9 protein-coding genes are annotated in these 14,230 nt (G+C 52.3%); all 9 read right to left on the bottom strand.

Features of this window, described 5'->3' with window-relative positions; translation table 11 throughout:
- Nucleotides 1-69: 69 nt before the first annotated feature.
- A complete protein-coding gene (locus tag P0119_13655) occupies nucleotides 70-4,626 on the bottom strand; it encodes a conjugal transfer protein TraG N-terminal domain-containing protein (protein ID MDF0667105.1) in 4,557 nt (1,518 codons plus the stop codon).
- Nucleotides 4,627-4,674: 48 nt separating this feature from the next.
- On the bottom strand, nucleotides 4,675-6,009 hold the full coding sequence (locus P0119_13650; GenBank protein ID MDF0667104.1) for a conjugal transfer protein TraH: 1,335 nt from the start codon (nucleotides 6,007-6,009) through the stop codon (nucleotides 4,675-4,677).
- A 14-nt stretch (nucleotides 6,010-6,023) separates the two neighbouring features.
- Nucleotides 6,024-6,938, bottom strand: a complete 915-nt coding sequence (locus tag P0119_13645; protein ID MDF0667103.1) for a conjugal transfer protein TraF — start codon at nucleotides 6,936-6,938, stop codon at nucleotides 6,024-6,026.
- Nucleotides 6,939-6,965: 27 nt separating this feature from the next.
- A complete protein-coding gene (locus P0119_13640) occupies nucleotides 6,966-8,063 on the bottom strand; it encodes a TraU family protein (protein ID MDF0667102.1) in 1,098 nt (365 codons plus the stop codon).
- Nucleotides 8,064-8,095: 32 nt separating this feature from the next.
- Nucleotides 8,096-9,295, bottom strand: a complete 1,200-nt coding sequence (trbC, locus tag P0119_13635; GenBank protein MDF0667101.1) for a type-F conjugative transfer system pilin assembly protein TrbC — start codon at nucleotides 9,293-9,295, stop codon at nucleotides 8,096-8,098.
- A 141-nt stretch (nucleotides 9,296-9,436) separates the two neighbouring features.
- Entirely contained in the window at nucleotides 9,437-10,009 is a 573-nt protein-coding gene (locus P0119_13630) for a S26 family signal peptidase (GenBank protein MDF0667100.1), read from the bottom strand.
- A 24-nt stretch (nucleotides 10,010-10,033) separates the two neighbouring features.
- Complete coding sequence (locus tag P0119_13625) at nucleotides 10,034-12,568, bottom strand: TraC family protein (GenBank protein MDF0667099.1); 2,535 nt, start codon at nucleotides 12,566-12,568, stop codon at nucleotides 10,034-10,036.
- A gap of 64 nt (nucleotides 12,569-12,632) precedes the next feature.
- Nucleotides 12,633-13,394: a TraV family lipoprotein gene (locus P0119_13620; protein ID MDF0667098.1), complete on the bottom strand. Its 762-nt coding sequence runs from the start codon at nucleotides 13,392-13,394 to the stop codon at nucleotides 12,633-12,635.
- Nucleotides 13,395-13,431: 37 nt separating this feature from the next.
- Entirely contained in the window at nucleotides 13,432-14,217 is a 786-nt protein-coding gene (locus P0119_13615; protein MDF0667097.1) for a DsbC family protein, read from the bottom strand.
- Nucleotides 14,218-14,230 lie beyond the last annotated feature (13 nt).

Genomic DNA, 14,230 nt, shown 5'->3' with positions numbered 1-14,230 from the left:
CCTTTTACATGACGTGCAATGGCCACTTTCGTTGAGAAGAAGTGGCAACATTCAATAATTGTATTCACGTTACTTCATAACTGATTCATTTGATCGCGAGGGCGACGGCTGAGAAGATTGTGAAGAACCACGATCACTTCCGCGCGTTCGAGCAGAAGGCGCTCCCTCTCCATTCGACGGCGATTTCAAAAGAGAGGGTTGATCATCGAGAATCCTGGGCATCGAGGGGAAGGAAATGTCCTCGTCCCCCTGCACCAAGGCCCTGGATTGAGATTTGATCGATTCGTATGCTTGCGTGGCGGCATAACTTGCGGCCTCAGGTGAGTCTGGAGCAAAATGCCCGGCCGAGACCGCACTGCTTACGCTCATTCTAGCGAACTCTGCAGCATTTTGAAGCATGCTCCCATACGAAGCCATCCATTCGTTCTTATTCTGCTCAGAACTAAGAAACTGTGGGCCCTGCCCAGATGGAGAGCCGCTCCCAGGCCCCGAAGGACCATGACCACCAGACGTGGGCCCCCCTCCCTCTATGCCCCCGCCTCTACGCGATTGCCCTAGTCCGCGGCCCCTAAGAATGAGAAATTTGTTAAGCCCATCAATCCCCAGCCTGCCACTCTCAATGCCATAGGCAATGCCCTCTTCAACCTTTGAAGGATTCGACATATCCGTACCCATAGCCTTGAACACCATTTGCGTGACAGAGAGATTGGACCCGCTGTCAGAGTGAAACTGGACACGATTGAAATCGTGATGGTCAGTTCCTTTTTTTCCCTCTGATAAAATTACATTCCCTTCTTGGTCTCGATAATTGCTCGTGACATATCCGTTCTGCACGAAGTAGTCCTGATTGACTTCACGAGTTCTTTCAACCATCCCCTTCCCATCCGGAGAGGCCGTGAATTCTCGAACGCTATATACCGGCTTCCCTTCCTTCGAAGTTCGAAATTCTCCAATGACCCCTTTACCCGTGTCAGTCACATCGTACGCCATCACTTGATGGGTTTGAGGGTCACGAGCGACCCACCCATTTACCTTCCTTGAGCCACCAGTCTTAGGATCTGTGACCGCAAATGTTCCCTTGCTCACATCTTCATTGAGGTGCTGCCGGCTAAATCCGCTCACAACACTGTGAGACAGCAGCTCCCGTTGACCATCCTTTCCGATCTTCTTGCCTAATTCTCTGGTGTGAATTTCACCACCTTCACCGGTTTTCGCCGTCATCGTGCTTTGGAACGTTCCGACTGAGATACCCCTTTTCATATCTTGCGCACCCTGCTTAATCCCCCACACCTGTTCGCCCGACTCCGTGGTAATGAAGGAGGAATAACTTTCATCAACGGTATTTCTAACGATCCCTCCAATCGGCGTATCACTCACGCGCGTGCCGTCCTCGCCGGTTTGATAAAACAGTTGCGCGTACATAGGAATCTCTTGGCCTTGATTCGAGTCATAGACCATGAAACTGCCCTGAAATGAATCAATGCCAAATCCTTCTTTCCGATGCCCATACATCTCCTGGACCAGATCGAACACACCCTTCTGATAACCCCGCTGATCTTGCTCCATGATGCGCTCACCACCCAAGAAGGTAGATCTTGAGGCAGTCTTTTCCCCAGTACGCGAGTCTTCTTTGACGCCATCATAACGAACCATAGGGTTTTTGCCATCTGCGCCAGAGTATGTATCTGTCACACCTCTGCGGATATTCCCGTCTGGAGTGATATCTGTTCCAATATCTTGGGTGTGTATCCCCGATCCGCCCTTCATGCTGACAAGCTTATCCCCCTCCAGCAAACCACTGACTTGACGTTCCGGCTCGACCAGGCTTTTCTCTTTGCCGTTAAACAGGGTAACTGGTGAGCTATCTTTGCCAAAGCCGTTCACTTCAGTAAAGGTGCCTTCCAGCTGCGTTCCATCCGAAAGAGTTCGCTTCTCGTGACTTGTTTTGATGTCGCCATCCTGCCCGGACAGGAATGCCACCTTTCCATCTTTTAACAGTGCAGAAGCCTGAAATGGTTGTGCGCTGGGATTCTTTGAATCCATGATCATCCCATTGAACAAGGTTGGAACATTCGAGTCATTCGCCTTTCCGGTCAGACCCGTAAACGTTCCCTCGAACGTGTATCCACCAATGGTTTGCGGACCGTGCTGCATTCCTTTGGAGCCTTGCTCCCACGATTCGTGAGAGACAAAGAGCTTTTCCATGCCATCTTCGTCCTTCCGAACCTGTCCAAATACAGTATGGGTGATTCCTCCTCGATCCTCCGAGACAGAGAAATTCGAATAATTGGTCTTGGGATTGGCCTTATCCGTATCATCGACCGTGCCTCGAGCGAGAACAGACCCTGCAATAAAACCTGACTGGCCAAACGGACCAACCGTCATGAAAGACTTGTTCCCCGTCTCGAGGAAAAACTGTTCATGGTCTGGCCCACCAAGGATCGTTCGTTGCAGGCCACCGGCAATGCCTGTTTCCTTCCCTCCCTTTTCCTTCTCAAACTGCTGCGCGAAAAAGTGCCACTGACCATTCTTCTTTTCCAACGTTCCAGACTGGAACGACTTACCATCGATCGTGCTCTGCATAGTGGCGTTGGTTAGTTGATCGGAGCTCATCCCGGACTCACGAAAACCAGCCACAGTGACTAACGCTTGGTCGGCCTCAACCCGATCGCCATAATGCCGCCACAGCATCAAATTGCCGCTCTGATTGAACGATTCATACCCCTTATCAGAAATAGTCCGATTCTCACGCAACCCGTCATGGATGCTCTGCTCTGTTCGATCACTGATGACGCCACTATTCTGATTCCGCTGAACCATCACGGAACGCCCCACCCCATCTCCCCCCGTATAGGTGAATCGGTCTTCGACCATGTCTCCAAATACAGAGGTTTGGACCTGAACCTGTTGGCCGCTGTGAGAATCAAACATGCTATGCCGGAACACACCGGACTCATAGGATCCGTCTGCGCGACGAGTATATTGCCCCTCACTCCCGTGATATATCACCGTGCCGTTCGAGCCCAGCTTCGTCACCCCGCCATGACTATCAAAAATATCGGCGGTCCCGTTCTGATTGTCGACTCTGACTCCCCCGGCTCCGACAGGAATAGAGAATTGAGGACCAGACTCCACCCCATGACCGATCACTTGACCACGTGGAAGACTGACAGGCTCCGTGTGATACGCTGGACCTTCAAGAAGTGCCCGGCCTTCCCCTCGTGCAAACTGCGATGCCACTGAAGACGCCGCACCTTCCGCCGTCTTGGCACCGGCTCCAAACGAACTCCCGATCGCTGACCCACCCCACACCAAGGCCCAGCCAATGCCTGGAACCAGAAATGCATAGTCGGCGGCTGTGGAATTCATCATTGCAATGAACTCGTTCAGTGCATCATACGTTTCCATGTTCACATTGGCGCTCGTAGCCGCAGCCAACAGACCACCCAATCGGGAGCGAGCCTCTTGGAACAAAACGAAGTTCATGACCGCATATAACGGTCCCCATGTGAGCAACCACAGAAAACACTTCCAGTAGAGACTGACCATCTTCATCATCCCTGGAGAAATAGCGAGGATGAGAATAAATGGGCTCATGATATACACCATGGCCTCGACAATGGTCCGTAGCATGGGAATCATCTTCTGCGCCACATTCGATCGGGAGAACGCCTGTTCTTTCAAATCCTGACGAACCGCTCGCTGTTCAAGCAGGATACTTTCCGCGGGATCCGCCTTCCGCTTCGCATCTTCATGCTCCGCATGGCGCCAACGATTGATCAACAAGACATTATTGATAAGCTGAGTACTGTCCTGACCAGCTACTGGCAGGAGGTTAGCCCGGAGGTCATCAGTCAAGCCGATCTCATCAATTGGACTTGCAGCAGTCAGCTGAAGTTTCGTACGCAAGAGACGCATGGCATTGGTGTAGTCCGCACCAGGCCCGGTGAACGCTGGCGCGACGAGGATATTGTAGAAGTCTGGACACGTTCTCGGTGCCGCCTCTCTGGTGCCGCCAGCATAGCCCAGAGCCGTAAGCGCATTATTCGTCGCGGCAAATGCGGCCAGAAGATCGCCAGCAGACATCAACGTACCCAGATTCTTCTGTTGCAGATCGACCTCGGGGAACACACAAAACATGAAATAGATGTCCAAATTCCTCGCTAAATCCGAATCGGTAAGAGTCGCAGTTAATACTTTCTGAAAATCAAAGAGAGGACGATTGTACGTCGATTGCCCCTGAGTGTATTGAACAGGAATCGCAAACGATGCTTCAACCAACTGGGTGACAAAGAACCCGACTTGTCCGGTAACATACGCCGGCAAGGCCACGGCGATGGGAACACCCGTGACAACGACGTCTGCCACATCAGGGTTGACTTGGTCCATGACCGAGACATCAACCGTGATCCGCACACTCGCATACAGAATAATGATCGCTCCCAAAAACAGGGGCAGCATAGGAGCGCGGCGATTGAAGGCATAGTAGACCAGTCCGAACAGCACGAAGCCCAGGAGGGCAAGGTGAAAGAGACTCTCAAAACGACCGGTGGTCATCATGATCCGAAGACCAAGCATGACCTGGCTAATCACGTCACCGTTGCCATATGTATAAAGATCCCACACCGGACTACCTCATCGTCAAAGTGACTGATCGGCGCGGCCTTGACACCACTACTTCCGAGACTTCAGCTGACCCTCGGTCTTGACCAACTGCATGAGCTGATTCAGGTTGTTCAGCATCCCGGCCCGCTTCGCGAGATCGGTCGACGCCAACTGCAAACGAGCACGCAGTTCCGTTTTGAACTTGGCAATATCGCCAGGGAATTCCGGTTTCTGCTTCTTCATCCCATCAACATTGCGACTCACTTCTTGCCCCGCCCATCGCATCCATTGATAGGCCATATCCGCTGCAATCATTTCTGCACTGAGGCGAACAATTTGATCCGCCATCTGAGGATCCCGCCCATACTCAGAGATCATCCGATACATCGGCGCAGGCGACATGTTGATCAAGGTAATATCCGCGGCCGCCAGAGCAGTTCCAGCTTGAATCGCCGTGACGATGTTCGTGAGGGCGTCATAGACACGATTGTGAAATCCTTGGACCGTGGTATCGCCCACCACGGTAGGGGTAAGGCATTCCGGTGTCCCGCCACAATCGAACACTCTGACCGTATCCCCAGTATCAGTGTCGACCAGTTGTTCAAAGGTGAGGGTTGGTTCACGGGTTTGGACATCGCCCGTATCATCGACAATAACCGTACCGGTTGCTGACATAATCAATCGCCTTGTCATGTCGTCCGCACCAGCAAGACCCAGAACATCCCAAACAAGATTTCCGGTCACGTCATAGGTCGTGCCCTTCATCGCCGTGGTCGCTTGTTGCGTAGTCTGGGTAGCGGTCGTATCCCGATCTTCGAAGACATCGCCGATAGAGGCTCCGGCTTCTTTCATTTTCTGCCACGCGTCGCCATAGCGACTCGCGAGACGATTCTGAGCACTTTCATCTCCGGACAATGCCTTCGCAATCTCATTGCCTGTTTGACAAGGCTGGATACGACCAGCAACATTCAGCGCGCGGGCCGCCGCCTCAATCTTATTGAGAACGTCGGCACAATCCGGGCAAATCGCTTTCATCGCAAGTTGAAACGCATAGCCCAGAACGGCACTCGTTCCAATCTGCGTCAAAAGATTCACGTACCGACTGAGCTTTCCATACGAGAACGCCCCCAAGTACACGTCGATTCCCTGACACCCGACGCTGAGGCGTGGGGGAGCAACTGAAAACACGTTAAAGCTGTTTTGGAACGTACGAACGGAGACGCCGCCCCCGCTAAAGTACCCCTTGCTCTGGCTCTGATATGACCCCGGAGGTGTGGTGACCCCAGTACCCCAGGACGTAAACATGTTTTGCAGAGAAGAATCGAGGCTCTGCGCCTCAGACAAGACAGGGAGAAGAAGTAACGTCAGCACACAGAACCAAATACAAATAGTGCGTCCGATCATGCATCCTCGTGTGGTTAGGAACTGCGTTTCTGTTCTTGAAGCAGTAGGTCCTTCTTCTGAAGAAGAACCAACACTCTTTCTCGTAAATCGTTGAGCGTCATCAGCCCAGCGCCAATGGGTTTCAAGAAGTTGTCGTGCGGGATCGCGAGATAGATCGTCGGGACCATATGCACACCAATCTTATCGGCCATCCCATTGTCCCGGACCGGCCGTGGATACTCAGGAAGACCTTGACCATCGAGCGACACGGGGAATATCTTCAGATCGTACTGATCGGCAAAGAGCTTGACGATCTTGGCCTGCTCTTTACAGTAGGGGCAGGTCGACGTGAAAAAGAAGAACAGGCCGGCCTCTTCGGACGCACTCGCGAGCAATGCTTCTTCTTGCTGTTTCGTGACCTCAGCTTCGATCTGATGCCCGTAGGTCGAGGTCGGATGCTTCGTCGATGAATCCAATTGTGGATTCGTATACATCGCCACCTGATACGCATCCGTAAACCTCTGCGACCGATCGAATGCGGCCTGCTGAACTTTAATGTACTCCGTCACATTGGGGACGGTGGGAAGGTCTAAGGCCATTTCTTTCTTCGCGTCAACCAGCTCCTTGAGAAACATCGCCGGCAGCCGTTCGAGATTCATCCCATCAATGGGAAGCTTCTTCAGCAACGGCCGATGCTTGGCAGGGTCCGACCAAATATCTCCAGGAAGCATCTTGAGCTGTGGAGGCATCTCTTCATCGTCATCCTCCTCGTCCATCTGTACCGGAGGGTCTTTGTAGAAAAACCACCCTTCGCGTGAATGATCGATGTAATCCATCGTACCGGGAAAGACTTCGGCTAAGACACTCACGACTTGTAGGAGGAGAAAGACCACAGAAATGGTAAGGATGCGGAAACCGACTTCCGCCTTACCAAAACTAGCTCGCATCATCTCACCTCCCCTTCCCGGCGACACGGGTTACAGCATGCAACATCGCTGGAGCTTCCATAGTAGGAACACATAATCCTCACCGACTGCAGGGATGGATTTATTCAGACCCCACATCATGAGGGTTCGACCAACCGGCTGACAGCACGGTCCTATCGTCCCGGTATTTGGAATGGGATAGATCAATTGATACTTGTACTGGCTCTTCACGATAAGCCCTGTCGGAAAGTCATCGCAGATCAGAGCTCCATTGCCGGCGGTATACGCCTCCGCACCTACGCGCGCGAGCTTGGACAACATATGAAATCCCGACAATGCAGCGGGACCGAGATCCGTACCAGCACCTGAATGGTTGCCATCCGGAGGATAGAGAAATCCTTGTGACCCTGCACACCAAAACAAGGCATCGATGGGAAATCCTAAGGACGAAGCGAGTGAATCGGCCGCACATGCACTGAGCGCAATCGGATTTGCAATGAGCAACGCCTCGGGAAACAGCATCAAGTTGAGAATGTCGTCGTTCCAGGACGGATCAATCTCGGAGATGAACACGACATCAATCTCATCCGCGATCCCCCCCGGATTGAGACAAGCGATATCGAGCCCAATACCGATCAGAAACCAAAGGGGATAGGAGATATAATGAACATTCCAAAAGGAGTGATTCAGTTCCGTATCGTCCATCTGGGTCGATTCAGACCCGCGCCCAATATGGGTGAATCCACCCGTCAGCGACACTCCCAACGACGGGAAACAGAGGGGATCATGCACCACTTCAATCAGGTTTTTGGGCTCCCAGATGCCGAAGGGAAGTCCGGGGATACAGACACCGTTGAAGCAAATACAACCACACAAAACAGACCCGTAGTACGGGGCTCGTCCTGGTCCAACCGCCGGAACGGTATAGTCCTCACCAGCATTAAAGAGCGTGAACCCCGACATGCTAATGGGAAACATACACTCCCAACATGTCGTAGCGAGCGAGCTGGCAAGAACATTGGTGCTCGTCTGACAAAAGGCTTCGGCAGTGTCTGGAGCCACTACCCCCGAGAAAGGCAGACCGCAGAGAATAACCAGAATCACGCTAAGGACACCCCGCTTCAGAACACCGAACCAGCGTGCATTCATCAACCAGCTAGGTTCATTCACGGCTTGGGTCATCATCGCAACGCATACTCCTGTACCTTCAACCGTTCCCCCTCTTGCTTGACCACACTGGGCACGGCCACCACACCAAACCGTTGCAGCAGATACGTATCGGCCCAATAGACCCGGTGTTCAAGCGCCTTCATCGCTTCAGCAATATCCCCTTCGGTCACAGCCACCTTCACATACATCCGATCGTGTGCATCGAGATACCGTCGAGCCCAACGCACCTGATCCTGATTGTCGGCATTGAGAAAGATCATCGCATAAGGCCACTTCACCTTCTGTAACGGATTGACACGAGCGCCTGCCTTCACCAAGATTGTTTTGGACGTCGGATCTGTAATGTCTTCCGGATACTCCATGGTCATATCGACGAGGAAGGTCCTGGGTGATTGAGCATCAGGGATCTTCAGCCCTGGTCCCCGATGAAGCTTCCCCTTGAGAATCTCCTCTTCGTGTTGTCTCACCTTCTCCCAGTCAACCTTCGCAATGCCTTCCTTCATCATTGTGATCATGTCCCGCTCAGCAATCTGGAAGGTTTGGTATTCACCCGCGACCTTGTAATTCGCACTTATCGCAGGAAGCTTCGGTCTGGGTTCTGTCGTTGGCCCTCCTTGCAAAAAGCCCTGCTGACGCCGCTCTAACCAACCCACCCAAGAATCTAATTGCCGATCATGTCTCGCAAGCACACGAAGCAAGTACTCAACGCTCCCCGCCCCTGAGGCCATCCAATAATGATCCTCAGACCAAAAGACTAACGCTGGAACTCCCGACACGGACGCTTTCCGAAATATCACAGGATCAATGGCGATACCGGCATGTGTCGACTCATCGGGCTGATTTTCAGCTGTCATATAAATCCGCATGATTCGGGTCTGTGTTTCCTTAAAGGAATTGTTCACCAGGCCCTGAATCAGCACACGCGCGCCCAGCTGCTTTGCTTGACGGAAGTACTCTTTGAGAGTTTCTTCAGGCATTGAGAACGACACGAGCAAATACACGCCATCCTTCCGCATCTCTTTCGGTGTTTTCGACGGCATCGTCTGCTGTACGTGCTGCCTTGAATATCGCGCAATTTCAGAAGCGATCTGTTGATGGGTCTTTTCTGATGGTGTTTGACTTGGAGTCATTTGCCCAGCCAGAACCGGCCAGGAAGAAACAATACCGAGACCCAGAACCAGATTGGCTACAAGGAGATGCAGCGGCATCATTGAACGAACCTCCTAGAACAACGTGGACATGTAGCTATGATCAAGAACTGTAAGACCGTGCCCCGGCGTAAGAGCAAGAGGCCGAATCGCCTGGGCGAAGAATCCCCGAAACAAGTCCCACACCCAGGTTTACGAGATAGACTAGAACAAGGGAACTGCAAGACCGATCACGTCACTTTCTTTCACCATCCCGTAATATCGCGAATCAAAAGACCGCGGATGAGGAAGAGAGACATAATACTGATGTAGTGGAATCTCCCCGCGGAAACTCGTGAGGTAGATCGGAACACCAAAACGATCACGACCGAGTCCAGACGCAACCGGTTGTCCGTTGATCACCACTTGATTCTCAACAACATCCACCCGATCCCCAGGCATACCCAAGACTCGCTTCATCCACATCGTATTCACGGGTATTTGTGTTCTCGGAGCATGGGGTTCAATGCGCTCGACGTATTCCTCCCGTAGCTGGAAAGCTACCAACTCCCCGCGTTCAGGCAACCTCCCCTTCTTAATCAAGAACACCGTATGAAACGGCCAGCTCTCCTGATCTCGCATATGAATTTGATACCAAGGAGAAATAGCGGCCAACGTAAAGATCGCCGCATAGACAAAGACCATTCCCCAAAACACACGAGGATGCTCATCGATCCAGCGAGTAATCCTGCCGGCTACCTGTATTTTGGGTTGCGTGACAACCATATCTGCATTCATCACATTCCTCCCAGACGGCACCAACTAAGTAGTCCGCGCTGATTGACCGCTCCGACGGTGTTCCTCTTGAATCATGATCTTGATGACCTCGGTAATACTCAGATCCTCGCCATGTTCCTTTCGAACCTGTGCAATCATATGGAGTTCATCGGGATCGGTCGTGTAGAGCAACTGGGTCTGTCGTGGGACCACCAGGCGGACAACACCTCGACCAAAGGGCGTGATGGCAAAGATCTCCGAATATCCCCTTCCCCGGTCCACGCTCTCCAAAAGGGAATACTCGAAATCGTTCAGCTTGATCTTTCCAGTACGCCGCATGCTTTCGATACTCTCGGGATGTTGCTTCAGTAGGAGCTTGAAATCGGAATTCCCCAACAGAGCCATCCCGACTTCCTTCATCTTCACGTCATAGTCATCAATGTTCTGGGTAATGGTTCCAATCGATCCCCCATATTTTCTGACCCGGCGCACAGCCTTTTCGAAAAACGGACCGCAGTTTCCCCCATCCGAGAGGAGATCCCACGCTTCATCCATGACCAAGAACTTACGGCGTCCTTTATTCGTTTTTTCAAACATGGCGCTTTGAATGCTCATCTGGACCGAGAGCAGGAGGACAGAGCCTAGAGCTTTCTGGTCTCCTAGCCCGTCCATCTCCATCACCACCAAATCATTTTCAAAATTGATATTGTTCACCCGATTGAACAGATGCTCGTACATACCGCCCTTGGAAAACTTCTGCAGAACTAACGCCATATCCTGTGCGCGATCATCCTTCGATTCTCGAAGACGCATCATTACGTGCGTGGGCGTTCCACTATTGCCTTCGTCCTGAAGGACGAACTGAATGGCTTCCTCGAGGAGGGCCATCTGTACATCGTTCAGTTTCTGCGACGGACTCACCATCTGGGCATGGATCGCAACCAACGACCAGAATTCATCTGCACGATCCTTTGCTCGCTCCATCTCATCGGCATAATCATCGTCATAGGCGCTGGAGCCATCACCCCAATGCACGAGCTTGGAGAATGGGTTGAAACACAGCTTCGCCCCTTGCTTCGCATATTGGATATACTGGCCCTTGCGAAGTTCACATAGTTTGACGTAGCTATACCCGGCATCGATAATCCATCCACGCCCACCCACCTGCAGATAGTTCTCGATCAAGTCATTCATCCAGAACGACTTTCCGGCACCGGACGTCGCAATCGCCGAAAAATTATAATTACCTTGTTGATTCGCAAAGAGATCGAGTGAGACAACCTGTCCGGAGCGGGACGTGTATAAGAGGACCGGGGAGCCGCCCCCCTTCCAATCCCCCACCAATGGCGCACAATGCGCGGGAACAGCGGTGTGCACCGTCTTGAGTCGGCGCAACCCATCCCGCAAAAGCTTGGCGTCAGAAGGCAACGCCATCGGCAGGCCGCAGAGGAAAATCTTCAAGCCAATGAAGAAATCGTCCTGAAGATTGATATCCATCGCGCGATAGATGGACTTCATGGAGTCCGCTTGTTGTTGCGCCTGCCGAGGAGAATCGGCATAGATCGCCACTTGGAAAAACTGGCCAATAAACTGACGACTATTCTCGATCTCTACCGCCATCGCATTGGAATGTTCGAGCTTTGAGCGAAACACGGGAATGAGGTTCAGAAACAACCCTTTAGCTTGATTGGAGATCACCAGATGTTTCTTGTTGAATCGTGCCTTTTCTGAAACTTGATCCAACTTCAGTACGTTTAATGTGATGAAGAAGGGGCAAATGAGCTGATCGGTCAGCTTCATCAAGCTACCGATGAACTCCCGATTACGCCCTCCGTGCCAATGAAGGGGCCACGATTGGATGGTCATGGTCTTGACGAATTTATTGTCAAGTTCCAGCATTTTGGTTTTGACGTTCATCACCGTATCCAACCGCACGGCTTGATCACGAAGGAGAATCTCATCTGAGTAGCCAGGGGGACGATCGTTCCATGAATGGCCGGGATTCAATAAGACATGAAGTAGCCAGAGAAACTGGAGCGGAGGTACACGCTGAGGCAACAGTCCCATCGTGCGAAGCTGTTCTTCGATCCCATCTAAGGCCTGATAGACCGATTCTTCGTCCCACCCATCAGGATTGATATCCTTTACCGGCATCGTAATGGAGACATAGAGTGTGATGTCACGAGGCTTTAGGGGAGGATTTGGAATCAGAGATGTATCTCTCGCGTGCAGATAAAACTCCTTCTTGGCACGGGCAGCAGCATGATGTTCGGGGCTCTGAGTCCCCCGTTCGGCAAGCACCACATGCTGATCCAAGCACGGTTCGATTATAGGGGACGCATGGAGCATGAATTGAAAGGTGGTTCCGATAGGAAGATCCGACTCAAACAAGTTGGTCAGCTTTTGAATCCGCCCTTCATCAAGCCCTAAGATCGGTCGGCTGGCCCATAGGATTCCGATGCGGCCATCATCCATTCGATAGACACGATTCTTCTCGTCGTAAGCCTCATAGGGAAGCCATTCACTCAACGAGGTCCGCTCAACTGTCTGTTTCACGCGAGTTTCTAGTATGGTCGACATGTCCTACCTTTCTTGTTCTTAGCCCATAACAATGGAGGCCCCCCCACGACTTCCCACGATCAACTTATGGCATTGTCGGTAATCCCAGGGGTCCATCCTCCAGCATGTACGGAGACGCCCCACCAGGAACCGGCATTTGCGGCAAACCCTGTGGCAGAGGAGACATCGTAGGCGGATGTTCCGCTCCACCCGTTGGACCTCCGGTTGGCTCATGAGATTGAACCGCCGACAAACCTGAAGCCGTAGCCGGACCACCCGCACGATTGCGAGTACTCGGCGGCTCCACCATTCGGGAGTTCCGAGGGATAAACTCGCGAGATCGACCATAGGATGACGCGGCTGCTCCCTTGCCTCCAAATTGATGTCCATAAACAAATCGGGGACCTTCTACCACTTGATAGACAATCGTCGCTTCGTGGAGACGACCCTTCGCATCCTGCCATGGCGCGATCCACACCTGGAGAGTCTTCGCAGGGGTCACGATCGGCTTGCCGAGAAAGGATTCCGCTCGACCAGCAAAGGCGCCATTCACCGGCAACGGGAGATCCTGCGCAGCTTTCGAATCCCCATGATCAGATGAGGAATTGCCTCCATGTTTCTCAGTCACCATTGCCGGTTTATCAAACCGATTCGCATACGCCATGGAAACCGATTCGCAAATCGCCTGATCCGGGTAGCCTTTGCACGAGAAATCTGATTGGTACCCCCCTCCGCACGCAGTCAATGTCCCCAACAAGAGGAGGGCGAGCCCCTTCACAACCGGAAAGAAGAACTGGTGCATGGACTCATAGCCCAGAAGATTGACTTGCCTGCGAGAGGACATCATGGGACGTTACTCCTTTGAGGACAAACACAGCCTCAGATCACGGTTTGGACGCATCGAGTTGAAGCATCGATAACAATTGCTCTGCTGAGACAAATCCTTCCAGACGTTGACCGCTCGGCAGGAACACAGTAGGAGTCTTGTGCAATTTGAGGCGCCGGCCAAACTTCAAAATGTCATCAACCGGATGCTGACAAAGCTGTGCTGGATTCTCGATAGGCTGAGCAGTCAAGGCCTTATCCAGCGAGGCAGCACGGTCAGAAGAACACCAGACCGCCACTGATTTCCGATAGGCATCGGGGTGAATCGTGGTCAGGGGATGCAGCAGAACGGCGACAGGAATCCCTGAGGAAACCAGCTTCTTGATTTCCGGATGCAGCTTCTGACAAACCGGGCAGTCCAGATCATCGACAACTAAAAGAGGTTTTGTAATCTTCGGGGACTCAGGCTGGAGGAGGATCGTCTTGCTCAGATCCAGTGAATCAAGCACTCTGCGCTCCCGCTCTCTCAGATATTCCTGAGTCACGTTGCGACCAAGTTGAATGTCAAACATCCCGCCTGCTAACACATACCGACCACTCTCATGGACGTACCACAGCCCTTCCGGACTATCCGACTCAGTCTCAACGAGATACCAACTCGGGATTTCAGTCTTCGCCACGCGACGCAGTTTCATTCCCGGAAACTTCTGTTCCATTGTGGATTGGAGCATTTGCGGTACATCACTCCGTTCACTCCCTTGGGAAACTTGACCGAATGCGATGACCTCACAGACCACCATCACCGCGACTGTCAATCCAACACCCACTCTTTTTGTTGTCGACATATGAACCCCCTTC

Source organism: Nitrospira sp. (assembly GCA_029194665.1).
Taxonomy (GTDB): domain Bacteria; phylum Nitrospirota; class Nitrospiria; order Nitrospirales; family Nitrospiraceae; genus Nitrospira_D.
This window is presented reverse-complemented; position numbering and strand designations above follow the sequence as displayed.

Excerpts from the sequence above, each read along its gene's own strand:
- P0119_13650 (MDF0667104.1), bottom strand. The coding sequence starts at position 6,009 with ATGATCGGACGCACTATTTGTATTTGGTTCTGTGTGCTGACGTTACTT.
- P0119_13645 (MDF0667103.1), bottom strand. The coding sequence starts at position 6,938 with ATGATGCGAGCTAGTTTTGGTAAGGCGGAAGTCGGTTTCCGCATCCTT.
- P0119_13640 (MDF0667102.1), bottom strand. The coding sequence starts at position 8,063 with ATGAATGCACGCTGGTTCGGTGTTCTGAAGCGGGGTGTCCTTAGCGTG.
- trbC (MDF0667101.1), bottom strand. The coding sequence starts at position 9,295 with ATGATGCCGCTGCATCTCCTTGTAGCCAATCTGGTTCTGGGTCTCGGT.
- P0119_13630 (MDF0667100.1), bottom strand. The coding sequence starts at position 10,009 with ATGAATGCAGATATGGTTGTCACGCAACCCAAAATACAGGTAGCCGGC.
- P0119_13625 (MDF0667099.1), bottom strand. The coding sequence starts at position 12,568 with ATGTCGACCATACTAGAAACTCGCGTGAAACAGACAGTTGAGCGGACC.
- P0119_13620 (MDF0667098.1), bottom strand. The coding sequence starts at position 13,394 with ATGATGTCCTCTCGCAGGCAAGTCAATCTTCTGGGCTATGAGTCCATG.
- P0119_13615 (MDF0667097.1), bottom strand. The coding sequence starts at position 14,217 with ATGTCGACAACAAAAAGAGTGGGTGTTGGATTGACAGTCGCGGTGATG.